Here is a 22,021-nt window from a genome sequence, read left to right as displayed (position 1 = left end):
AGGCGTTTTTTTGCAGCTAATGAAGATGCTATTGCTGCTTGATAGATGATGTAAAGTAGTCTGTGTACCAACATTTGGAGCCTTAACAGGCAACAAAAAAGTAGGGTATCCTCGGGATTACGACATCACCAAGAAGGAGCCCTACTCGATGACTACTATATCCGAAAATGCGTACGACAATCTACTTGAAAATGCTGTAAAAAAGCTGTTGCAGGAGAAGCTAGAACTGCTCATGCGTGAAGAAATTAAGAACTACATGCTTAACGAGCAACAGGATCAGCGAAACAGTCGTAATGGTCACTACAAGCGTACGTTCCAAACCCGTTACGGAACCATAAACGAACTCCAAGTTCCTCGCGACCGTAAAGGCACTTTTCAAACGCGTTTGTTCCAACCCTACCAACGTAGAGAAGGCTGGTTGGAAGAGGCCATCATTCATATGTACAAAGGCGGAATGAGCACACGCGAAGTTGCCAAGTTCATCGAGAGCATGTTCGGTACTCAGTACTCTCCGACCACCATCAGTAACATTACACAGACGGTTATGGAAGACATCGAACAGTGGCAGAAGCGCCCGTTAGAGAAACGCTACTCCGTTATCTATTTGGACGGGCTCTATGTTAAGCTCAAACGTAATACAGTCAGTAGCGAGGCTGTTTACTTGGTCATGGGTATCGACGAGAAAGGGATACGTCAAATTCTAGGATTTTACGTCGGTGGCCAAGAGAGTTCTAACGTTTGGAAAGAGGTCTTAATTGACTTAAAGAACCGCGGAGCAACCGAAGTGCTAGTTGGCGTTTTTGACGGGCTACCTGGACTTGAGGAAGCTTTTCGAGCAGTGTATCCTCAGGCCGATGTGCAGCACTGTATCGTCCATAAAGTGAGAAGTACCTTTCCAAAAATTCGAGTCAACGATAAAACCGAGTTTCTCGAAGATTTGAAGGGTGTATACACGGCATTTGATGGCGATGTAGCTTTGGCGGTCTTCGATGGGTTCAAAGCCAAATGGAGCAAGCAATATCCGAAGGAAGTGAAGTCGTGGGAGGAACAACTCCCGACGTTACTGACCTTCTACAAGTTCCCAGCACTCACACGACCTGCGATTTACACTTCGAACCCCATTGAACGGACGAACAAAGAGTTACGCAAGCGCCTGAAGCCAATGAATAGTCTAACTAACATTGAAGCAGCAGAGAAAATCATCTACCTCCAATCCCTAGACTACAATGAGAAATGGTGCGGAAGAGCAATTCGAGGCTTTGTAGACCCAGACACCAAAGCAGCATTTGAGAAGATGTACACTGAGAAATATTCAAGACAAAAGACTTAAAGCTGTAGCTCCCGCGCCTTCGCTTGAGCTACGCGCCTCAAGTCACACGACCTTAAACAAATTGATTTTTTCTATCCATCGTCCCGATGGAAAAACCTACTACACAGACTACTTGACGCTACCGTTATGGAGCGGAATAGCGGTGCCTAGCACCGTTATTTGGCGTAAAACCCGGTTATGGAGCGGAATAGCGGTGCCTAGCACCGTTATTTGGCGTAAAACCCGGTTATGGAGCGGAATAGCGGTGCCTAGCACCGTTATTTGGCGTAAAACCCGGTTATGGAGCGGAATAGCGGTGCCTAGCACCGTTATTTGGCGTAAAACCCGGTTATGGAGCGGAATAGCGGTGCCTAGCACCGTTATTTGGCGTAAAACCCGGTTATGGAGCGGAATAGCGGTGCCTAGCACCGTTATTTGTCGTAAAACCCGGTTATGCAGCCAGATAGCGGTAACTAGCTAGAACCGTTATTTCCGCCAAAAACTCCCTTTACAGCTCCCCGCGCTCCGCCAACATATGAACAGCCAACACGAACATCGCGTGCGACCAAGTTAGAGGTACGACCCAAGCCGTCTCACCCGTTACCTGATCCACTTGCTCAGGGAGCAGGCCGGACGACGTGACATGCTTGACCGCATAGTCCAGATGACGCCTTGCCTCTTCATATCGGCCTTGAAGCGTTCGATAGTGGCTTAACCACAAAGTAGTCAAAATCCACGGATTGCCTCCGATATACGAATCATCCTCATATCTCCTGATGCCGCCGACGGGATGCGAAGTCAACAGTTGCTCGATCGTATCGGCCGTTCGGGCCATTCTCGGACTATCTACGGGAACGGCATTAAACGGTACGCTTATGCCTAGCAAGCTGATATCCACGATGGGATCGAACTCAAGGACGTACCTCATGTAGCCTTTGTCCCGTTGTTGAACGAAGCCGCGCTCTCCTCTAGCGATTGCCGCTTCATAGTCTTCCTTGGAAACCGTCAGCTTTAATCCGCGATAATACGAGCCTTTGGATTCGTTCCAGCAACGTTCCTCGATGGCCAAAGCGATTCGTTCGGCCGCGCTCCGCCATAGTTCCGCCAGGCGATCTTTCCCTTTGCGCGAAGCGAAGGAAGCCGCAGCCGTTAAGCCCCCGTACACGGCCGCTGCCGAGTAGGTATGCTCCGCTTCGCGTTCCTCCCACAAATCCCTCGTCGGCAACGGGAGCCCTGTCTCCGGGTCCAAATACTGGACCAAGAAGACCGCTCCCCGCTCAACCGCAGGCCACATCCGTTCGAGAAAAGCTTCTTGCTCCCCGGAATGAAGGTAATACTCCCACATCCCCCAGATCAACGAAGAACCCTCGTCGATCTGCAGTCCCCAATGAGGGGCCAAGCTTCCGTCGTGGTAATGACGCTGCTGCCAGGAACCGTCCGCTTCTTGCGCAGTGATGGACCAGTCGTAAAATTTTTCGGATAACGCGCCTAAGCCGGCTTTGTTAAACGCCGTCGTTACGAAAGCCGCATCGCGCCCCCAACTATAGGCATATCCGCCGCATCGGCTGAAATATTCATCGAACTCCGGAGCGGCGACTATCGTTCCCGTCGCTTCGTCCGCCATCAGCTTCATGGCTAGCTGGGAACGTTCGTATAACGCAACGATTTGTTCGTTCCCGCCGGGACATGGAGCCGCGTTCGCCAAATAATCGGACCAGTACGTTTCCATCTCCGTAAACCATTCCTCGTAACTCCGGCTCTTCGCTACCGTTAGCGCGCCTAAAGCTTCGTGACGAGAATGTCCGGCCGCGATATAGATAGGAAGAAGTACCGATTGTCCCGGCTCGATTGCCGCGAAAACCCACTTCATTGCGCCGTCCGGCTGCATGTCAATCTGATTGCCGTTCAAGTAGCCGTTCGCGGCACCGTGCCAAGCTCCGCTTCCAGCTTGGTATTCGCTGCATTCGATCGAGCTTCCGACTGCGAAAGCATATTGATGCCGGAAGTGAAGCAACGCATCTTCCTGAACAGCGAACTCGGTTGTCATATATAGCTCGTTGTCCATAATCTGAAACGAGCCATAATGATAGAACTCTAAATCTCTCGTTTCTTGCCCGCGATTCGTCAACCGGTAACCTCTAACCATAAGCGGTTGCCCGGGAACGGCATAATCCGTCTGTTCCACTTCGACCGAATAATCCGGATGCGTGGAAATAACGCGATAAGCGTTCGTACGCGGCAAGTAGTTTGCAGAATGCTGCCAACCCGCTTCCGGATCATCGAACCAAGTTACGCCCCCCGGCGTAGACCCGATTCTTAAACCGGTGCGAATTTCGTCCACATGCTGCGGATAATCGATGTGCGGCCACCATAGCCGGTATAATCTCCCCGTTTGTCCGAGCGAGACGAGCATGGCGGAATTGCCCGCAATGGCATCCACGAGATAAGGTTTCTTACGTAGATGATATTGCAGTTTTTGTTGTTTAATCATAGTGCAGCTCCTTTGAAGCCCGGAACGCGCGGACGATTCTCCCGGGCCGGGTTGTCGTTAGCTCACATCGCTGAACCGCGCTTCCGCGGTCAGCGCCCGAAGCGACGACTAACCGGCTGGAGCACCCAACCGGCAGTCATTCGCTTCCCCCTCGGGTCCATGAATCGTCCTTATCCTATTTTACCTAATCTAATCTATCTATCAACCCCATCTCGCATCATTCGTCATAAATCTAGTACTAATCGAGCCAATGCTGCAGCCAGAGTGCCCCCAACGAAACGAATAAGACCGGAATCGTAAGAATAAATCCGTATTTCATGTATGCCCCCCAGCCAATATGTATACCGTCTCTTCGCAGCAATCCGAGCCACAGTAGCGTTGCTAACGAGCCTAGCGGCGTAAGCTTGGCCCCTACCGACATTCCGATCAAGCTGGCGAACGGAAGCACGGACTGATCCTCGAGACCGGATATGGATAAGGAAGACACAAGCACTGCCGGAAGATTATTCATAACCGCCGCAAGCAACGAGAAGAGTACCCCCGATCCGAAAACAGCTCCGGCGAGTCCCGATTCGGCTACCGGCACCAATCCTTCGGTAAACCATTCCGTTGCCCCATGCAAATGCAAATTGTACACGATCATATTCATCGCCAACGCGAATATTACGATAAGCCACGGGGTTCTTCTCACGATACGCGCGGAATCGGAACTTTTCGTCGCTGCGCCAACAAGCCATAACACGATCGCTCCCCCGCAAGCAATGAACGAGACTGGCATGCCCATCGCCTCCGAACCGAAATAACCGATAAGAATCAGCAATAGAATTACCCATGATAACCTGAAAACGATACGATTGCCGATTGCCGAAGAAGGTTCGGGAAATGACTGTACTGTCCGCCCGGCTGCGGTATCTTTGCCGATCGTTCTGCCGAATACAGACACGAGAACCGCTATCGTAGCCATCGAGGCCGTAATTCCGGGGAATGCCATATTCCGCGCGTAATCTCCGAATGAAATGCCGAAGAAATCCGCGGTCAATATATTCGTTAGATTACTGACCATGAGGGTCGCGCTAGCCGTATCCGCCATAAAGCCGACGGACAGCAGGAATGCGATCCGGGCTTTTAATCCCATCCCGAGCAGCGCCGTCACTTCGAGCACGATCGGCGTCATGATCAGCACCGTACCGTCGTTATTGAAAAATGTCGTAATCAAACAGGACAACGCGGATAGACCGACCAGAAGAACAATCCGTCTCCTATGATAGCGTTGAACGATGTGGAGCGCCGCCCAGCGAAAAAAACCGTTGTCGTCCATGACTGCGGTCAGGATCATGATCCCGATAAGCGATAGAGTAGCATTCCACACGATCTGCCAAATATAGGCGGCATCTTCCCATGCAAGCGAACCCGTCAAGAGAAGCAATAATGCCGCCGGAGCGGCGAAGAACGCTTCGTTTAATCCTTTGGGTCGCCAAATAATCAAGGCTAGCGTAAGCGCGAATACGAGAATCGAGAAGGACAAGATCATAGATGATAACTCCTAAAGTCATGCCCGTCCTATTCCCGACATAGAGTATAGGAAGCGACGGACAAGGTTGTGTCGGGAGGTTCCTTGAAATGAAGCAATGGGCCAAAAGTATTCAGATAGCTCTCGTATTTATCGGAACCGTCGTCGGTGCGGGATTTGCCTCGGGAAGAGAGGTTCTGCAGTTTTTTACCCGCTTCGGTCATTGGGGACCGTACCTTATTATCGTATCCACGCTATTCTTCGTGTGGATCGGGGCCAAGGTCATGCTGTTATCCGCCGAGTTGAAAGCCAAATCGTATGAAGACCTCAATAAGTACTTGTTCGGGGAAAAAACGGGGCGCTGGGTCAGTCACCTCATGCTCGTCGTGCTGCTCGGAGTCAATGCGGTCATGCTGGCCGGAGCCGGCTCCGTATTCTCCGAACACTTGAATTTAAGCTATCAGACCGGGTTGATCGTGACGATGTTCGCTTGTTTCATGCTGCTGCGCAAAGGGATGAACGCGATACTGACCATCAACACGTTCGTCGTGCCGCTCATGATCGGATTTACGGCGTTCCTCGTGATCGAGACGCTGCGAAGTCCGAGTTCCGGTCATTGGCTAAAGGCAACAAGCGATGTTTCTCCCTGGGCTGCCTGGCTGTCCCCATTTCTATATGCCGCCTTTAACTTGTCCATGTCCCAAGCCGTATTGGTCCCGCTCGGATCGGCAATCGGCGATGCTAAGATTCTGCGCCGGGGAGCATGGATCGGAGGAATCGGAATCGGCGTGTTACTCCTCGCAGGCCACATCGCATTGTCCGCGCGAATGCCCGGTATCGCGAAATTCGATATTCCGATGGGAGGAATCGCCCTCGAACTGGGAGCATGGATTCACTGGATCTTCGTCTTCCTGATCTTCATGGAAATCTTCACGACCCTTGTCGCCGATATTTACGGATTGACTTTGCAATTGCAAGAAAGAACGAAAGCATCCCAATGGATGCTTACCGTCATTCTATTGCTGCTTTGTTTCCTTGCCGGTCAACTCGGCTTCGGACCGTTGTTATCGACGCTGTATCCGATGTTCGGACTTCTCAGCTTAGGATGGCTCTTCTTGATCAGCCGCGATAGAGCCCGAACTTCCAATCCGCCTAAACCTCCTGTTCCCCCAGAGACAGGATCCGGACTGATGGAATCCCCGAAGCTATCGTCCGCGCCATATACCGATGGCAGGTAAACAGTACGATCTGCCTCGAATTTGCCAACTCCGACAGCACGGGGAGCGCTTGCGTTAACCTTTGCTCGTCGAAATGAACGAATAGATCATCCAACAGGAGCGGCAACGGATGCTCTGGAGATGCCGCGTCGCATAAGGCAAAACGCATCGCCAAGTAAAGCTGCTCTTGGGTTCCCCGGCTTAAGAAGGCGCTATCCAGCGAGCGACGATCAGGCGTCTCTGCGAATAGGGTCTTACTGTCCCCGGGAGCAACGATTCGAACGTATGCGTCGTTCGTCATCCGCCGGAAGTAACGAGAGGCGCGCTGCAGCACTTCCGGTTGCTTCTCTTCCTCGAATACGGCTTTCGTCTGTACGATTAGTCTCTCGCCGATCGCTAGAACGGCATAACGCTCTGTTAAGCGTTCCAACTTCGCTTGAAGCTCCCGCAGCCTCTGCCCGTGATCCTCGAGCTCCGCCTCAGATCGCTGCCGATCGAGCTCTTGCGTCAGCCGTCCCCGTTGATCCAACAGCTCCGTACGGCGCGCTTCTTCCGCAATCAGCAGATCTTTACGTTCGCGTAGCAGCGACGTTAGCGAAGCTTCGTCATAGGCGCGAAGCAGCTCATACAAGCGCGACTGTTCTTCGGAATCTCTTCCCGACTCGAGTCGCAATTGAATTTCCCGCGCTTCCTTCCGAAGCGCCAGACTGCGCTCTTCGATTCTTAGCCGGCTCTCCAGCTCGGCTTCCGATCCGACATGGGCTTCGCGGAATAAATCTGCGATGCGAATGTCTATGTTCGCGAGGAGGGCTTGCTCTTCCTCAACAGTAGCTTCTATCAAGGCAAGCTGCCCCTCTAGTTGCTCCGCTTCATTCTTCAAGCCTACATGCCGCTTCGATTCCTTGTACAAGCCTTGCACGGCCTGAACGATATCCGCGGGTATTCCGGTCGGCGTAGAACAGATCTCGATTAAACGGACCGCCGTTTGTTCGAATTCCCTAATCGCCGCTTGAAGCGATTGGGAACGTTCGGCTACGCGTTGGCGTTGCCTAAGCGCGGCCTGTCCTTGCTCGGCGATTCCGAATAGTTCGGGCAGGCTGTCGGGGGTAAGATGGGGTGGCAACCGTTTCGATGCCAGCCATTGCTTCCAATTCGTCTGAAGTTGATTCATCCGCGAACGTTGTTCCAGCGCATCTCTTTCTACCAAATCCCGCTCCATTCGAAGCTCCTGCACCCGGTTTTGCAACTCTTGTTGCTTGTCTCTCAGCCGATCGCTCTCCTCCAAGCGCCCAAGCTGTTCGTGAACGGCGGTCCTAAGTTGTTGCCATACGGCGTCGATCGTATGCTGAGACTCCCTCATGTCCGGGACGAGCGATTCCGGGAGCTCCGGCAACAGTCGCGAAGCTGCCGTTTCCGCATGTTGAACGAGTTGACGAAGCCGGTCGTTCATCTGCTTATGATGGAATCGTACGGCGATCAGGTCGTCTTCAGCCGATGCGGAGAAGGCGTCGTCGCTGCCGCCTCTTGCCTCCTGTCGAAAATTCCGCCGAGATACGAATATAACCGCACCGGCTGCCAGCAGTAGCACTGACGATAGGAAATATACGAATAAGGGCACTGTGCGGCTTAAGCTTAAGCCTATTCCTATCGGCAAAGCTATTGCAATTGCTCCCAACAAGCCGGCGATCGCGTATCCCGGCGCGGAACCGCGTTTGGCTTTCGAGTTAACGCGAGAAGCGGTTGAACGAGGCGATCTAACGGACGACCTCGACCTCTCGTAATCCCGGCGGGCATCCTCTAGACCGTGCCAAGCTTGCAACAGCGCAGCCCGGGTCCGAGGAACGAAATATCCGAACGAAAACTCGCTCCCGTTATTTCCATCGGCGGGCTCCCGCCCAATTCCATATTCGTCGGCAAGGTTGTCTTCGGATTGAACCACTTCCTGCTGCCTTGCGAGCCTTCTCATTTCGGCCTGAAGAGCGATCGCCGCCTTTTCTTCTTCCTCCCACGACTGTTGAACTTTGCGTATTTGCTCGCGTTCCGCCGCCATTCCTCCGAATGTTAACAGCTCCGCCTCGCCCCAAGTCGCAGAAACCCGGGATAGGATGCTGCTTATCGTTTCCTCTAACGTCCTGCGCTCAGCCTCAAGCTCCGCACGTTCTTCGCGTTTGGCCGTTATCGCTTCCCGCATCGACTCCAGACGTTCCCATTCCAGGTGAACGTTTACCCATTCCGCTTGCCACGTCAACTTCTCCCGTAGCTGTAACAACTCCGTTCGCGCGTTCCTTGCAACCGCTAGCCTGCTTGAACTTTCATACTTATCTTTCTTCAATTCCGCCCACCTTAGGGCCGTATCTTCGCGTAACAATACGGTTGAAGGCTCCCTTAGCTGATCCCGCAATTCGGCATCCTCCGTAAGGAGCATTTCCCTCTTCAGCCACCATTCGCGCAACTCGAACGCTCCTTGAAGCTTCGCCGTTTCTCTGCGCAATTCAGGGATGCCCTCTTCCATGGAAAGTAACAGATGCTCGACACGGGCAAGAGCTCCCTTTGTCTCCAGATAGGCATGGATTCCATCCCGGCCTTGCCGTATGGCGGCTTCGGTTTCTTTGATCGCGACAAGCAGCCGATTCATCTCCTGCGTTGTCCCTTTCGGACGGTAGAGGCGATCCATCTCCGCGCCTAGCCGGCGACTCGCAGACGTGATCGCGGAGCCGCCCGCAAGCCCTGCGTGGTATAGATAATTGCCGACCTCTTCCCCTTGCAGCGTTCGCAATTCGTTCAGTTCGTTCAGCGATACGGAGAACAATTGCCGAAACAGCTGTTCCGAGATCCCCCCCAGCAGCATCCGTTGCCATTCCGCTTGCCTAACGGCGCGTTCCATCCCGCCCGGATCCCGAACGGTAACCTCCGATCCGCGTTCGGCATAACGTTCCAACAGCCATTCTTGCCCGGACTTGTCCGCGAGGAGAAGCCGTCCGCCATGTCTTCCGCCGAGTACGGGCTCTCCTCGCTCGACCGGTTCTTTACGCGTCGGGAATCCGTACAACATGCTGCGGACAAAACGAAGTAGCGTGCTCTTGCCCGCTTCGTTAGGACCATAAATGACGGTAACGGGAGCGTCTAACCGGAGCTTTACTCCCGATAGCGCGCCGTATCCGTCCACATGGAGTTCTTTTATGTACATCCCGTAACCTCCATTTTATTCCCCTGTCCGGCCTGTCCGACCTTACAACTATTCAATCTATCCGGCCTCTTCAACCCGCAATAGCGTTAAGGTAAGCTCCATTGCCTGCTGAATCCATTGCACGCGCTCGTCATGCGTTCTTGATTCCAGCCATTCCCGTACTTTCGGTTGCCGATGCAGAACTTCAAGCGACTCGTCCAACAGCGCCTTGGACAAATCCGCGGACCCCGTTGCGGCAATTCCCTTGCGGACCAATTCTCCTATGAATCCCTCATCCTCCGAAATCGTGTCCAGAAGAAGCGTTCCGCCCGTTCGCACGAGGATCGACTCCGGCCAGATCCAAGCTTCGGTCTCCTCGGGAGCCCCGATCCATTCCCTAAGCTCTTCGAGCCATTCCTCCGCTATACTCGGTTGAAGCAAGCGATCGTGCATGACTCCTCGGCCGATCAGCCGCACTCTCACAAGAGCCGGTCGACCTTGCGCATCTCTCCTGACGTCTTCGAGCGCCGACAACATGCGGTTTTTAAGATCTTGCTCTCTTTCCAATCCCTCGATCGTTACCGTAACCTCCCGCCAGAGGACGTCTGCTACGTCTTCGAAGCGCATGTCCACGGCTCCCGATTCGGCAACCGAGACGACGTAAGCGCCTTTGCTTCCCGTTTCCCGAATGCTGCGCCCTTGAATATTGCCGGGATAGACGACGTGAGGATACTCGTTTAACGTCCTGCGATCATGCACGTGGCCTAGCGCCCAATAATCGAAACCTGCCGTCTTGAGCTCTTCGAGCTTGCAAGGAGCATAATTATCGTAGGCCGGATCTCCGTCTACGTTGGCGTGAAGCAACGCCAAATGAAAAGGCGCCCCCTCCCGTTTCTTGAAGCGGAGCGCCAGGTTATCGGCGACGGCCGACGTCGGATACGAAATACCGTATACGTGAGCAGCCAGTTGCCCGCCGCGAGTATAAGCAGAATAGCAATCCACCGACGAGGATCCGAATACGAACACGCCTTCCGGCCAATCGAGCTTGGCTTGGCGTCCGCTCTCGGGATCGTGATTGCCGTGCACGACGAACACTTGCGCGCCGTTGGCCGTCATGTCTTCCAAAGCGCGTTGCAGACGAAGCTGCGCCTTCAACGAACGGTCCGCGGCATCGAATAAGTCCCCCGCAAGCACGACGAAGTCGACCTTCTCCCTCTTCACGACGTCGCATATCCCCCGTAAGGCAACGAACGTCGATTCCCGCAGCCGATCCCGAACGCTTTCGGGCACTTTGGTCAGCCCTTTGAACGGACTATCCAGATGCAAGTCGGCCGCATGGACGAACGTAAAAGGAACACCCACTTCGATCACGTCTCCTGTTTATTGATCCCTTGTTCCGCTTGGGGTGCATAAGAAACATAAATCCGTTTCAGTTCGCTGATCACGCGGTTAAGAGAGTAGGTTTTCTTCGCTTTGTTCCACCCTGCTCTCGCCATTTCGTAGCGGAAATGAGGATCGTTAATGACCGTCTCCAGCGCGTTAGCCAGAGCAATCGGATCTTCGGACGGTACCAGCAATCCGTTCGCTCCGTCTTCGATCTGTTCGGCGATGCCGCCCACGTCCGTTCCGACCAGGGCCAGCAGGCAAAGAGCGGCTTCGGCGAACACGGAACCGAATGCTTCCGCACGGGAAGGCAATACGAACACGTCGAAGAAGGGAAGCAGTTCTTCCGGGTGCAGCATGTAACCGTAGAAAATCGTGTCGTCGTAAATCCCCAACTTCTGGGACAACGATTCTAACTCTTCGCGAATCGGACCGTCCCCGATAATATGCAGCACGAATTTACTGTTCTTTCGCCGCAGCTCGGCGCATGCTCTCAGCAACACGTCCAAGCCTTTTGCCGGCACGAGCCGACAGACGGTAACGAGTTGAGTAACCTCGTTCTCATGAGGAATCGGTTTGAATCTTTTCTCATCGTAACCGTTAGGAATGACTAAAGTGCTGTTAGGTTCTTGCAAATAGTTGCCGATATAAGTAGCAAACGACTTCGATACCGTCATCAACCTGTCTGTACGATGCTCCAGTTCCCCGTAGATCGAAGTTAGAAACCGGTGCTCGGGGCTGCCTTCGGCGATCCGCCCGTTCAGAATCAGCTCTCTTTCGTAACTGGAGTGAACCGTCATCAGTACGGGCGTGTCGGGATAGATATGCTTCATGGCCATGGCCGCGATCGGATGATGGGCGTGAATAAGGTCGAACTTTTGCCCGGTAAGCCGCAGCTTGACCCACCAAATGTAATCTTTATAAGTTTGGATGTATTTGTCTACGATAACGTTGCCTGAATAAAGCCGCCAGTCGAATGTAGAGAACTCGATCTCGTCGTGTCCTTTGTTCCGGATTCGCTTCGGCAACGAGAACATTTCCATTTCCCAGCCGATCTTGCGGAACCGCTCTCCGATATAAGGAACCATGGACGAGACGCCGCCCGGCTGCTCCGGGGGGAAAAACAGAGCCTGTAAAATATTCAAGGGCGTTTCCTCCTCGTTTCCGATGATCTAATACGATCATAATGAATATTTAACGCTCTTAGTCTCTCAAAAAATATGATATATTAGAAACATATGTTCTGCAAGTTTCATAGTCTGCCTAAAGGAGCTCGCCATGTTCCAGATTACTATGTCGCCTAATCAATTCGGACTCCTATTTTCATCCGCGATGGCTGTCGTGATCGTCGCTCTGATGCTGTTCATGTCCTATCGCTTATTCGCGCGTAATCGCAGGCAAGCTTATAGGTCGTTGCTCACTTCCCTCGCGTTCATACTTATACACCACTTGTTGCAGCTTGCGATCTCGCTGGGTCTGACGCCTTCGACGCCTTCTTTGGTATTTATCGGGAAGCTTCTACAAGTATATGCGTTCATCGTCATCAATTTCGCTATTTTCGAACTTTATCACCGGCGCCGTCCCAGAACAAGGCTCTGGTTTTTCGGATTACTCGTCGTCGGGCTTCTCATCGCTCTCGGCGATATTCTGCCCGGCGTTTCTTCGACCGATCAAGATTGGCTTAGCAAGATGCAGTCCACTCCGGCATTGGACGCTTTCCTGCTGCTTCTAGGTCCGTTATTCGTATTGATGTTCGCCCCGCATATCGGTCAACCGCGCAAATATATGTCGAGTCTTATGATCGCGTTTACGATGCAGATTGCCGTTATCTCCGGTACCTATTGGGCGCCGGACGTTCAAATTTTCAAGACGATCGCCGGGCTGCTGCCGGTATTCTATTATGTTCTGTTGTTCGCGATTTTGTTTGAACGGGTTGTCGAAATTTTGCAATCCGTCTACCGCTCCTCCATCACGGACGGTTTAACGAATCTGTACAACAGAAGATACTTTATGGGAAGATTGGAGCAAGCGCTGCAAGCCGGTCGCCCGCTTGGCGTAATTTTCTGCGATATCGATAATTTCAAGAAATTGAACGACACCCAAGGCCATCATAAAGCCGACGGCGTACTCAAGCAAGCATCCGCGTTGCTCATGGAAGAAACGGAAGGCGTCGGGTTAGCCGGGCGGTACGGCGGCGAAGAGCTTGTCGCCTTCGTCATCGGGACGTCCGCCGCGGTCATGCAAGCCGCTGAATCGATACGTTCGCGGACGGAGAAGGAAACGATCGTCACGATAAGCGTTGGCTATAGCCTTGCCGCGCCGGGCGAAACCGCCGAGTCGCTAATGAAGCAAGCGGACCAAGCCATGTACAATAGCAAAACTTCCGGGAAAAACCGCGTCACGGATTACGCGACGATTGCGGGAAATGACGCTCCCGAATCTAACAAGAGACGCCGCGGAAGCTAATTAAGAACTAGAGGAGAGATGCACCCTGTCAACGCTTCTGATCTTATTCGAACTTAAACCTGAACAAGTTCAACAAATCCAATCGCTTGTACCCGATTGGACAATCATCTCCGGACAAGCCGATACGATAACGGACGAACAGCGTCGCAGCGCGGAGGTCGTGCTCGGCTGGGACTCCGCCATGGCAGGAGTTCTAGATTCCGATTGCCGATTGAAGTGGGTGCAGACGAGCTCCGCCGGAGTCGACAAGCTGCCTTTAGACAAGTTTCGAGAACTCGGGATCCACTTGACAAGCGCTAGCGGCATTCATCCGATATCGATGGCGGAAACGTTATTCGCGATGCTGCTTTCTTTCAATCGTAATCTGCATCTTGCGATTCGTAATCAAAGCCAACGCGAATGGAAGGTCTCGGAACGATACGATCAACTATCCGGCAAAACGATGGGGATCATCGGAGTCGGTACGATTGGGATTGAGATCGCCCGCTTGGCCGGAGCGTTCGGCATGCGAACCGTTGGAATCAGACGGAGTGCCGATCCATTGGCGGGAATCGACCGAATGTACGGAATGGAGCAGTTGGATGACGTATTGTCTCAGAGCGACGTTGTGGTGAACGTGCTGCCCTATACGGAGGATACCCATCATCTATTTAACGCCGAGCGATTCGGAAAAATGCGCCCCTCCGCTCTGTTCTTCAATTTAGGACGCGGACCATCGGTCGATACGGATGCTCTTGTCCGCGCATTAGATGACGGAAATCTGCGCGGTGCCGGATTAGACGTATTCGAAACCGAGCCTTTGCCTTCCGAACATCCGTTATGGACGATGGAGAATGTTATCATTACGCCGCATATCGGTGGATGGACGAGCCAGTATAAACAGAAGGTTGCGGATATATTGCTGCATAATCTGCATGCCTACATTACGACCGGCAAGCCTGCCCGCAACGTCGTAGATTTCTCTCGAAGTTATTAACCCGATTTCTTCAGCGCCGGTATACGTATAAGATGTCCTCGGATGACGTTCGCCTTGCTCCGCATTTACCCAAAATCATTTGCCGGGGGGTATTTGTCCAAACCTCTAACTTCCTTCTTCATACAATAAGTGTAGACCGAGGTGAGGGGCAGCATGTCGATGCTGTTACCCGCTTCGGCATCCCTACCTTTACTTTTTTCATGAAGGAGGAGTTAGCATGTCTGGTGCAGTCGGCGGATACTATGCATCGGCAGCCTTCGTGCTTGTCTTGTTCATCTTGCTGGTCATCATCTTGCGCGCTGGTTACTAAGTTTGGGACTGGGCGAAGTCCCCTTTGACCATGCGTAAAAAGCAAGCCGAGTCCGTTCGGCTTGCTTTTTTTTCGCTTATTCCCAATCAGGCCAGAACGAGTCGCTCGATGACCAAAGCCACCCCGTCCTCGTTGTTGGATGCCGTTACTTCATCCGCGATTTCTTTGACCTCCGATGGAGAATTATCCATCGCGACTCCCCAGCCCGCGTACTCTATCATTCCCGTATCGTTATAATAATTGCCCATCGCTAATACTTGTTCCCGAGGAATTCCCCTCATGGCGGCTAACTGTTCTAGAGCTTTTCCTTTGCTGGCTTGCAAATGCTGAATGTCTATAAAATAATCCCCGCTTCGAATCCATTGCAGCTCGTGCTGCCAGCTTTCCCATTCGGATTCCACTTGATCCAGCACGTCTTTGGGCGCATAGATGGACAATTTGACCATGCGATCCGGGAAAGCCTCATCCGCTTCGCGTATGATTGGACGAGCCTTGAGATTTCTATACATCTCTGCGGCCGCTTCCTTCAATTCGTCCACATAAAGATCGAATGCCGTATTCATATCGAAATGGATTTCCCGATCACGGAAGAAAGACGTGTAACGGGATGCCTTCTCCGACGAGATCACCGTATCATGAAGGATTTCACGAGATTCGCTATCCACGACGGATGCGCCATTATGCGTAATCATCGTTCCCTTCAGCCCTAACTCCCTCAGAACAGGCAATGCGCTCGTCGAGCCCCGTCCCGTGCAAAGTACGATTTCGATTCCCAGATTCGCAGCCGCTCGAACGGCTTCGCGAACCCGAGGCGTGATTTCGTGATGATCGTTAAGCAACGTACCATCGACGTCTAATGCGATCATGCGAAACTTCATCCCTGACCGTCCTTCCTATAATTGCGCAGGCTATCCAATTCTACATCCGTAAGCTCCCGCCATTCCCCAGGCGCCAGGCTAGGGTCTAATCGGAGAGGACCCATCGAGACGCGCCGCAAGTACAGTACTTTTTTGCCGACGGCTTCGAACATTCTCTTCACTTGATGGAACTTTCCTTCATGGATCGTAAGCTCGATCCAGCTAAGCGATTCGCCCGATACAAGATCTGCTTGGTTTGGTACGAGCTTAATCGCGGCCGTTAACTCTTCGGCGGATTGCTCTTCATCGCCCGTAGCGGCTGACCCAACGCTCGATTTCGCCAATATTTCGAGTTGCGCGGGCATCGTAACATAGCCGTCATCCAGCGTGACGCCTTGCCGGAATGCCGCTACATCCTCGTCGTTAACGGCTCCCGCAACCAACGCGCGATAAGTCTTGGGAACATGTTTGCGGGGTGACAGCAGCTCATGCGACAGCTTTCCATCGTTCGTGATCAACAGCAAACCTTCGGTATCTTTATCCAGACGCCCTACCGGAAAAGGAGACAATACCGCCAGATCCAAGTCCAATAAATCGATCACCGTACGATCCCGGCTGTCTTCCGTCGCGGAGACGACACCCGCCGGCTTATGGAGCAGAACATAGACGGTGTCCCGATATTGGATCGTTTCTCCGTCCAGTACCACTTCGTCCTGGTTCGGGTTAATCTGCAAGCCATGATCTTTGACCGGTTTTCCGTTAACGGTGACCGCCCCTTGTTTAATTAACTGTTTAATGACGCTTCTCGTACCGTATCCTAGATTTCCGAGCATTTTATCGAGTCGTATTGTCGCTTTCATCAGGTAACCTACTTTCTTTTTGTTACAGTTTGATGGATTTAAGAAGTTGACGGTTTTGCAGATCAATCTTATCAGGTATAATGTAAGAAAGTTCGGGGAGCTTGTCCATTCTTTCGTTACATAAAATCTAGATTAGATGGGGGAATCGCTTATGAACGCCAAAAAATTATCAATCTTCTTCGGAACTCTCGCGGTATTGATCGTAGCTCTCGTCGTATTAAACAACATGAGACCGGATACTGTCTATGGTAAACCTTCGGATGATCTTTTTCCAGCTACGAGAGATATTCTGAACGATCCGAACTATAACAATATCATGCTTCCCGACGTATTGGAGGAAAAGCTGAAAAATAAGGAAAGCTTCTTCGTCTATTTCTTCTCGTCGAGTTGCCCGCACTGTCTATTGACGACGCCGCAATTAAAACCGTTAGCGGATGAACTTGGAGTGAATCTGCACCAGTTCAATTTACTTGAATTCGGAGACTATTACGGAAAAATGAAAATCGAGGCTACCCCGACGTTAGTGTATTTCAAAAACGGCGTGGAGAGCGAACGAATGAAAGGCGGCTTGAAAGAAGGCTCCGCTTCCGACGGATATGCTCTTGACGACTTCAAAGCGTTCTTCAACAAACATCTCCCGGAAGGTAACAGCTGATGAAAGCGAAGTGGTTGCTCGCGTTGCCTGCGGCCGTTCTAGCTGGCGGAATCCTTATGGTGGCTTGCGGAGGCGGCGTATCCAAAGATAGCGAGCCCCATCGTCATGGAAACGAGACATGGGAGTTGGAAGCTTCTTACTCGGATATGCCCTCATTTCTCGATAAATTCTCCGGGCGCACGAAACATCTGTATTCGATCGTCGGAGATTACGAAGAAGTCATGAAGATGGTTAATTGCTACTGCGGCTGCATGAAATACGAGGATGACCCGCATGCATCCCTGCTTCGTTGTTACGTAGCGGACAAGAACGAGACAGGCATTACTTGGACGGATCATAGCGGGCAATGCGGCATCTGCACCGAGGAGCTCGCGAAGATCGAAGAGTGGAGCAAAGAGGGCAAGACGCCCGAACAGATTCACCAGTTGATCGAGGATAACTTTAATCCGAACGCCTAGGGGTTTATGATATCCAGCAGTACACTTCCCGCTCAAAAAAAGGGGTTAACTTAAGCGCAATGCTTAAGTTAACCCCTTTTTCACCTTATCCCCTTCGGTCAGCATCCCTCGTCCGCTTTCTCCCATTCCTCCGCCGCCAACCGTACCGACTCGTCGCGAATGTACAGTTCGAAAGCTTGAAAAGGCGCGTCCGTAGGCCTTAAAGCCAATGCTGCCAAACTTTGGTCTAGATCAATTCGCAACCGCGCCAGATCCAAGCCTAGCACCTCATCCGCGTAGACGCTCAATTTCTCTTGCGCCGCGTTCATCAGTTTCACGGCCCCCGAACGGTTGCCGTTATCCCAATGATGCAGTCCTACGGCTGCCTGGAGGAGCCCTTGAAGCAAGGGGCTGCGTCCATACTCCAACCACAGCTCCTCCATCACTTCGTGGCACTCGAAATAGTCCCGCTCCACATTGAAATACGAGAGATAGGCCCAATATCGAGAGTCGATCATCACGCCGCTTAAGCTCTCGGCACCTTTTCCCGCGCCTGCCATCTTACGCGTTGCCGCCCTTGCCCGCACGATCCAACGCCGCTTGGACTTCAATAGACAGTTCCTTGAGACCCCATATGTCGTCATGCTCCCACAGCTCGTTAAACCTGCGCTGAAATTGCGCGGCTTCCCTCACCCTGCGGAAAAAATACAGCTCTTGAATTTCATTCAGTACCCTACGCACGATTACGGAGCTTTCCTCGAAATCCTGCTGCGCTTCCACGATTTCCTGGCGGATGCTCGACATTTCGTTATCCAGCAAGAAAGCCGCTTCCGCCGCCTTGCGCAACCTTTCCCTGACATGGGAAGGCAACTGGTCGCGATATTTGTAATTAAGCGAATGCTCGATCGTTGCCCAGAAATTCATCGCGAGCGTGCGAATTTGAATTTCCGCCAATACGGGCTTAGAGCCTAGCGAGGTTTGAACGGGATACTCCACGATAAGGTGGTAGCTTCTATATCCGCTGTCTTTGAAATTCGTAATATAGTCCTTCTCGTAGACAAGCGTTAAATCCTTGCGTTGACGAATCAGATCCGCGACGCGATAGATGTCGTCCACGAACTGGCACATAATGCGAATGCCCGCGATATCTTCGATTCCTAACTCGATGCGATCGAGAGGAACGGATAACCTTCTCGCTTTCTCCAATATGCTCGATACCCGTTTCACCCTGCCGGTGACGAATTCGATCGGCGCATATTCATCTCTGGCTTTCAGCTCGGAGCGGAGAGCTTTCAATTTCACCTTCAGTTCCTCGGCCGCTTGCTCGTAGGGAAGCAGGAACTTCCCCCAATCTCTTCCGTCCATCGACATTCCTCCTAACGATGACCCGCTCCAACCGCTTGCGTAATCCGAGTAAACCCGTCTTGCTTAAGCCGCTTGATCAATCCGCCATGGATTTCTTTCAGCAGCGCCGGTCCCTTGTAGATCATGGCCGTATAAACTTCGACCAAGCTAGCTCCGGCCAGAATTTTCTCATAAGCATCGTCCGCCGTGAAAATCCCTCCGGATCCGATGATCGGAAGCTTGCCTTTCGTAATCTTGTACAGGCTGCGAATCACTTCCGTGGATCGTTGCGTAAGCGGACGACCGCTTAAACCGCCTGTTTCGCCGGCATTCTTATGCGTAAGTCCGTCCCTGCCGATCGTCGTGTTCGTGGCGATGACGCCCGACATCCCGCTCAGCTGAATGGCTTCCGCCATATAAGCCAGTTGGTCCTCCGTATTGTCCGGGGCAATCTTGACCAGAATCGGTTTAGGCAATTCGCCGTGTTTCTCCGCCTGCTTAGCCATCTCGTCTTTCACGGCGTCAAGCAAGTGGCGCAATTCGTCTCCATGCTGAAGAGCTCTCAGATCCGGCGTGTTCGGAGAACTGATGTTCACGACGAAGAAGTCACCATAGGCAAACAGCTTCCGAACGCACGCGCGATAGTCATCGGCCGCGTTCTCGTTCGGGGTCAGCTTGTTTTTGCCGATATTCACGGCCAGGGGAATCCGTCTACGAGGAAGCTTCGATAAGCGCTCGGCCATTACGTCCGCTCCATCGTTATTGAAACCCATCCGATTAATCAGCGCCTCGTCGGGAGGCAATCTGAACAATCGGGGCTGGTCGTTGCCCGCTTGCCCTTTCGGCGTCACCGTACCTACTTCCAAGAAAGATAAGCCCACTCTGGAAAGTCCGGTTACCGCTTTCGCGTTCTTATCGAGCCCTGCCGCTAGTCCTACGGGATGATTAAAATGAAGACCGAATAAATCGACGGCAAGCTCGGGGGAAGCTTTCGTCCCCCAGATCGCGGATAGAAGCGCGGGCATTCCCGGCACTTTCGCTGCAGTCCCCATCCCGTCTATGATCAAATGATGAGCAGCTTCTGGATCCATTTTGAATAAGAACGGTTTGGCCACTTGATACAACAATGAGTTCGACATCCTTTCACGAAAACCATGCCTGAATCGTTAAATCGGTTGCACTGCAAGAAAACCTTTCGGGTAACAGTTTAGCCTTTTCGCGCGGAAAAGAAAAGGGCTACCTGCCTCTGATGCATACTTTGATGCTTCTCAGCGGTTAGTTCCATCGATAATCCCCGGCTTGTCTGGTATTTCGCGAGGAAAACGATTACAATGGAAGAAGTTCGCGAATCATACGATAGAGAGGTTGATATTCATGAGCACAGCCAAAAAAAAACCACCCGTCACACCACGCCCTAAACAAAAGGAAACCGTCAATAAGAAGGCGCTGATATGGTTAGGGGTGGCTTTTGGAGTCATCGTAGTGGTTATGGCTTTGTTGCTTGCGTTGGATGTATAACCTGGCTTCATCTAACCTAACCAATCATATACCTTGTGGGGGTTTGTCTCGTTCTGCGTGCTCTTCAGCCGGAAGCGTTCCGGCGGTGCTCGCAATTCGTCGGGCAGGCCCCCTTGCGTTATCGTCACCGGCGTTCCCATCGGCACGAGATCGTACAGTTCTTCAATATCTTCCTTTTTCATTCTAACGCAGCCCAAAGATTCGTCCTTCCCCATGCTTTCCGGTTCATCCGTTCCGTGAATTCCGTATCGGCTATCCGATAAGGTCATTCCCCTGCTTCCGAATGCCCCCGTGCTGCTTCCGTTGGGGTCCTTCACTTTCTCCGTGATGACGAATTTCCCTTCCGGAGTTTTCCCGCCGCCTAATCCTACTTCATAATTGCGCAACATCACGTTACCGCTTACAACGGCTAACCTATGATTGCTCTTGTCTACGATAATCTCGAGCGGTTCCGAAGACAACGGCGCTAAATCTCCAGAGGGCGTGCCATGCCCGATTTCCGGTCCCGTCCGATCCGGCCAATCGACGGATTTCGGAATTTTACCATCCTTCTTGTTATCCAAAGTCGCTTTAAGCTCTTCGAACCATGGCGTCATATTATCCGTCCAGCCCGCCATCGTATTCGCCGGATAGTCCGCAGCAAGGGTTTCGGGCGACGCCGGCCATTTGCCCGTCTTCTCCCGATATCGAATCATCGCCGATCGAAGCGCGATTTTCTGTTCCTGCATCGGCTTCCAGCCCTGAACTAACTTCTGCGCCGACTTCGAATCTTCCGGTTTGCAATCGCACCATTTCGGATCGAACCATTGAATGCCTGCGGTGCCCGACTCTCTATCCGAGGTCGCCGTGGCGATCGGTTTACCTGTTTTTACCCAATCGCCCCACTTGCCAAGCGTCGGAGTAGAGACGAGCAATCGCGGCTGGCGCGAAGGTTTCTGCGTTAATAATTCGCCTAACACATCGTTACCCCGCTCGCTCGGCTCCGACGCGCCTGCAATCTGATCCGGCGGAATGACGTCCGGCGGCAACGAGGGCGTTTTCCCGGTCGGCTCGGGTTTCGCAGCCGGGCTTTCCGCGGTAACCGGCGAAGAGGCTCCCTCTTCTTGTACCGGAACATTGCCCGCGGGTTCGTCCTTATCGGGAGCTAGCTCCATAATCGCTATAACAGCCCCTCCGACTAAGACGAGCGGAATCAATATGGCGAGTAACCATTTCCGCCAGCTTCCCTTGTCTTTCTGTTTTCCTTCAGGCAGCTTCGGAGCCGGTTTCGACTCGAACGCCTCGTAGATATCCCCCGCTTGCGCGAAACAATAGGTGGCTTTGGCCGTATCGCCTTTACCCTCATACTCCTTGCCAAGCAAATACCAAGCCATGCGGCTGTCCTCGTGCTTAAGCAGGTGTTCCTTGAGCGGCAAGGCATCTCCGACATTGGGAACGTTGTCATAAAAGTGTTGGATCTGTTCGTCAATGCGCGACTCTTTGCTCATGCCGTTCACCTCGCTTCGGAAATACGTCTTTCTTA

Annotated in this window: 20 protein-coding genes; 9 read left to right on the top strand and 11 right to left on the bottom strand. The window is 52.5% G+C overall.

Features of this window, described 5'->3' with window-relative positions:
- Positions 1-148: 148 nt before the first annotated feature.
- Together HH215_RS00995 and HH215_RS00990 are read left to right on the top strand one after the other, a co-directional pair.
- The gene (locus HH215_RS00995) at positions 149-1,330 is read left to right on the top strand and encodes an IS256 family transposase (protein WP_169278200.1); all 1,182 of its coding nucleotides are present in this window, start codon (positions 149-151) and stop codon (positions 1,328-1,330) included.
- 142 nt (positions 1,331-1,472) lie between these two features.
- Positions 1,473-1,790, top strand: coding sequence for a hypothetical protein (locus HH215_RS00990; protein WP_169278199.1), 318 nt, complete (start codon positions 1,473-1,475; stop codon positions 1,788-1,790).
- Between the two features lie 27 nt (positions 1,791-1,817).
- Here HH215_RS00990 and HH215_RS00985 read toward each other — a convergent pair whose 3' ends face one another.
- Together HH215_RS00985 and HH215_RS00980 are read right to left on the bottom strand one after the other, a co-directional pair.
- The gene (locus HH215_RS00985; protein ID WP_169278198.1) at positions 1,818-3,800 is read right to left on the bottom strand and encodes a glycoside hydrolase family 15 protein; all 1,983 of its coding nucleotides are present in this window, start codon (positions 3,798-3,800) and stop codon (positions 1,818-1,820) included.
- A gap of 238 nt (positions 3,801-4,038) precedes the next feature.
- A complete protein-coding gene (locus tag HH215_RS00980) occupies positions 4,039-5,331 on the bottom strand; it encodes an ArsB/NhaD family transporter (protein WP_169278197.1) in 1,293 nt (430 codons plus the stop codon).
- 89 nt (positions 5,332-5,420) lie between these two features.
- Between HH215_RS00980 and HH215_RS00975 the strand changes: the two genes are divergently transcribed.
- Complete coding sequence (locus HH215_RS00975) at positions 5,421-6,548, top strand: YkvI family membrane protein (protein ID WP_254450328.1); 1,128 nt, start codon at positions 5,421-5,423, stop codon at positions 6,546-6,548.
- On the opposite strand, the gene HH215_RS00970 is transcribed toward HH215_RS00975, so the two are convergent.
- Genes HH215_RS00970 through HH215_RS00960 form a run of 3 tightly spaced genes read right to left on the bottom strand, consistent with a single transcriptional unit; the run spans position 6,463 to position 12,221 of the window.
- Positions 6,463-9,714 (bottom strand): AAA family ATPase, encoded by a 3,252-nt coding sequence (locus HH215_RS00970; protein ID WP_169278196.1) that lies wholly within the window; start codon positions 9,712-9,714, stop codon positions 6,463-6,465. The two genes, HH215_RS00975 and HH215_RS00970, sit on opposite strands and share 86 nt — an antisense overlap.
- A gap of 57 nt (positions 9,715-9,771) precedes the next feature.
- Positions 9,772-11,055, bottom strand: a complete 1,284-nt coding sequence (locus tag HH215_RS00965; protein ID WP_169278195.1) for a metallophosphoesterase family protein — start codon at positions 11,053-11,055, stop codon at positions 9,772-9,774.
- Positions 11,056-11,060: 5 nt separating this feature from the next.
- Positions 11,061-12,221 (bottom strand): glycosyltransferase family 4 protein, encoded by a 1,161-nt coding sequence (locus tag HH215_RS00960; RefSeq protein WP_169278194.1) that lies wholly within the window; start codon positions 12,219-12,221, stop codon positions 11,061-11,063.
- A 133-nt stretch (positions 12,222-12,354) separates the two neighbouring features.
- Here HH215_RS00960 and HH215_RS00955 point away from each other — a divergent pair, with 133 nt between their 5' ends.
- The 3 genes from HH215_RS00955 to HH215_RS00945 all read left to right on the top strand — a co-directional run bounded on the left by HH215_RS00955 (position 12,355) and on the right by HH215_RS00945 (position 14,828).
- Complete coding sequence (locus HH215_RS00955) at positions 12,355-13,542, top strand: GGDEF domain-containing protein (RefSeq protein WP_169278193.1); 1,188 nt, start codon at positions 12,355-12,357, stop codon at positions 13,540-13,542.
- Between the two features lie 25 nt (positions 13,543-13,567).
- Complete coding sequence (locus HH215_RS00950) at positions 13,568-14,518, top strand: D-2-hydroxyacid dehydrogenase (protein WP_169284164.1); 951 nt, start codon at positions 13,568-13,570, stop codon at positions 14,516-14,518.
- Between the two features lie 217 nt (positions 14,519-14,735).
- A complete protein-coding gene (locus HH215_RS00945) occupies positions 14,736-14,828 on the top strand; it encodes a sporulation protein YjcZ (RefSeq protein ID WP_106359402.1) in 93 nt (30 codons plus the stop codon).
- 86 nt (positions 14,829-14,914) lie between these two features.
- On the opposite strand, the gene HH215_RS00940 is transcribed toward HH215_RS00945, so the two are convergent.
- Both HH215_RS00940 and HH215_RS00935 read right to left on the bottom strand, forming a co-directional pair.
- The gene (locus HH215_RS00940; protein WP_169278192.1) at positions 14,915-15,706 is read right to left on the bottom strand and encodes a Cof-type HAD-IIB family hydrolase; all 792 of its coding nucleotides are present in this window, start codon (positions 15,704-15,706) and stop codon (positions 14,915-14,917) included.
- A complete protein-coding gene (locus tag HH215_RS00935; RefSeq protein ID WP_169278191.1) occupies positions 15,703-16,545 on the bottom strand; it encodes a pseudouridine synthase in 843 nt (280 codons plus the stop codon). The genes HH215_RS00940 and HH215_RS00935 overlap by 4 nt, the downstream gene beginning before the upstream one ends.
- A 151-nt stretch (positions 16,546-16,696) precedes the next feature.
- On the opposite strand from HH215_RS00935, the gene HH215_RS00930 reads away from it, so the two are divergent.
- Together HH215_RS00930 and HH215_RS00925 are read left to right on the top strand one after the other, a co-directional pair.
- A complete protein-coding gene (locus tag HH215_RS00930) occupies positions 16,697-17,200 on the top strand; it encodes a thioredoxin family protein (RefSeq protein WP_254450327.1) in 504 nt (167 codons plus the stop codon).
- Positions 17,200-17,658: a PCYCGC motif-containing (lipo)protein gene (locus HH215_RS00925; protein WP_169278189.1), complete on the top strand. Its 459-nt coding sequence runs from the start codon at positions 17,200-17,202 to the stop codon at positions 17,656-17,658. The genes HH215_RS00930 and HH215_RS00925 overlap by 1 nt, the downstream gene beginning before the upstream one ends.
- A gap of 98 nt (positions 17,659-17,756) precedes the next feature.
- Here HH215_RS00925 and HH215_RS00920 read toward each other — a convergent pair whose 3' ends face one another.
- From HH215_RS00920 to HH215_RS00910, 3 genes are read right to left on the bottom strand one after another with little or no spacing between them, the layout of a single operon-like run.
- Complete coding sequence (locus HH215_RS00920) at positions 17,757-18,197, bottom strand: DUF309 domain-containing protein (protein WP_254450326.1); 441 nt, start codon at positions 18,195-18,197, stop codon at positions 17,757-17,759.
- A 1-nt stretch (position 18,198) separates the two neighbouring features.
- Positions 18,199-19,002: a GTP diphosphokinase gene (gene yjbM, locus HH215_RS00915; RefSeq protein WP_169278188.1), complete on the bottom strand. Its 804-nt coding sequence runs from the start codon at positions 19,000-19,002 to the stop codon at positions 18,199-18,201.
- Positions 19,003-19,013: 11 nt separating this feature from the next.
- On the bottom strand, positions 19,014-20,108 hold the full coding sequence (locus HH215_RS00910) for a quinone-dependent dihydroorotate dehydrogenase (protein WP_174887594.1): 1,095 nt from the start codon (positions 20,106-20,108) through the stop codon (positions 19,014-19,016).
- 247 nt (positions 20,109-20,355) lie between these two features.
- Here HH215_RS00910 and HH215_RS00905 point away from each other — a divergent pair, with 247 nt between their 5' ends.
- Positions 20,356-20,499, top strand: a complete 144-nt coding sequence (locus tag HH215_RS00905) for a hypothetical protein (RefSeq protein WP_169278186.1) — start codon at positions 20,356-20,358, stop codon at positions 20,497-20,499.
- An 11-nt stretch (positions 20,500-20,510) separates the two neighbouring features.
- Here HH215_RS00905 and HH215_RS00900 read toward each other — a convergent pair whose 3' ends face one another.
- Positions 20,511-21,986, bottom strand: a complete 1,476-nt coding sequence (locus tag HH215_RS00900; protein ID WP_169278185.1) for a L,D-transpeptidase — start codon at positions 21,984-21,986, stop codon at positions 20,511-20,513.
- Between the last annotated feature and the right edge of the window lie 35 nt (positions 21,987-22,021).

The sequence above is a fragment of the Cohnella herbarum genome (assembly GCF_012849095.1).
GTDB classification, from domain to species: Bacteria; Bacillota; Bacilli; order Paenibacillales; family Paenibacillaceae; genus Cohnella; species Cohnella herbarum.
This window is presented reverse-complemented; position numbering and strand designations above follow the sequence as displayed.

Bases quoted from the DNA above. Each gene is read 5' to 3' on its own strand.
- HH215_RS00995 (WP_169278200.1), top strand. From the start codon at position 149: ATGACTACTATATCCGAAAATGCGTACGACAATCTACTTGAAAATGCT.
- HH215_RS00985 (WP_169278198.1), bottom strand. From the start codon at position 3,800: ATGATTAAACAACAAAAACTGCAATATCATCTACGTAAGAAACCTTAT.
- HH215_RS00980 (WP_169278197.1), bottom strand. From the start codon at position 5,331: ATGATCTTGTCCTTCTCGATTCTCGTATTCGCGCTTACGCTAGCCTTG.
- HH215_RS00975 (WP_254450328.1), top strand. From the start codon at position 5,421: ATGAAGCAATGGGCCAAAAGTATTCAGATAGCTCTCGTATTTATCGGA.
- HH215_RS00970 (WP_169278196.1), bottom strand. From the start codon at position 9,714: ATGTACATAAAAGAACTCCATGTGGACGGATACGGCGCGCTATCGGGA.
- HH215_RS00955 (WP_169278193.1), top strand. From the start codon at position 12,355: ATGTTCCAGATTACTATGTCGCCTAATCAATTCGGACTCCTATTTTCA.
- HH215_RS00945 (WP_106359402.1), top strand. From the start codon at position 14,736: ATGTCTGGTGCAGTCGGCGGATACTATGCATCGGCAGCCTTCGTGCTT.
- HH215_RS00940 (WP_169278192.1), bottom strand. From the start codon at position 15,706: ATGAAGTTTCGCATGATCGCATTAGACGTCGATGGTACGTTGCTTAAC.
- HH215_RS00935 (WP_169278191.1), bottom strand. From the start codon at position 16,545: ATGAAAGCGACAATACGACTCGATAAAATGCTCGGAAATCTAGGATAC.
- HH215_RS00930 (WP_254450327.1), top strand. From the start codon at position 16,697: ATGAACGCCAAAAAATTATCAATCTTCTTCGGAACTCTCGCGGTATTG.
- HH215_RS00925 (WP_169278189.1), top strand. From the start codon at position 17,200: ATGAAAGCGAAGTGGTTGCTCGCGTTGCCTGCGGCCGTTCTAGCTGGC.
- HH215_RS00920 (WP_254450326.1), bottom strand. From the start codon at position 18,197: ATGGCAGGCGCGGGAAAAGGTGCCGAGAGCTTAAGCGGCGTGATGATC.
- yjbM (WP_169278188.1), bottom strand. From the start codon at position 19,002: ATGGACGGAAGAGATTGGGGGAAGTTCCTGCTTCCCTACGAGCAAGCG.
- HH215_RS00905 (WP_169278186.1), top strand. From the start codon at position 20,356: ATGAGCACAGCCAAAAAAAAACCACCCGTCACACCACGCCCTAAACAA.
- HH215_RS00900 (WP_169278185.1), bottom strand. From the start codon at position 21,986: ATGAGCAAAGAGTCGCGCATTGACGAACAGATCCAACACTTTTATGAC.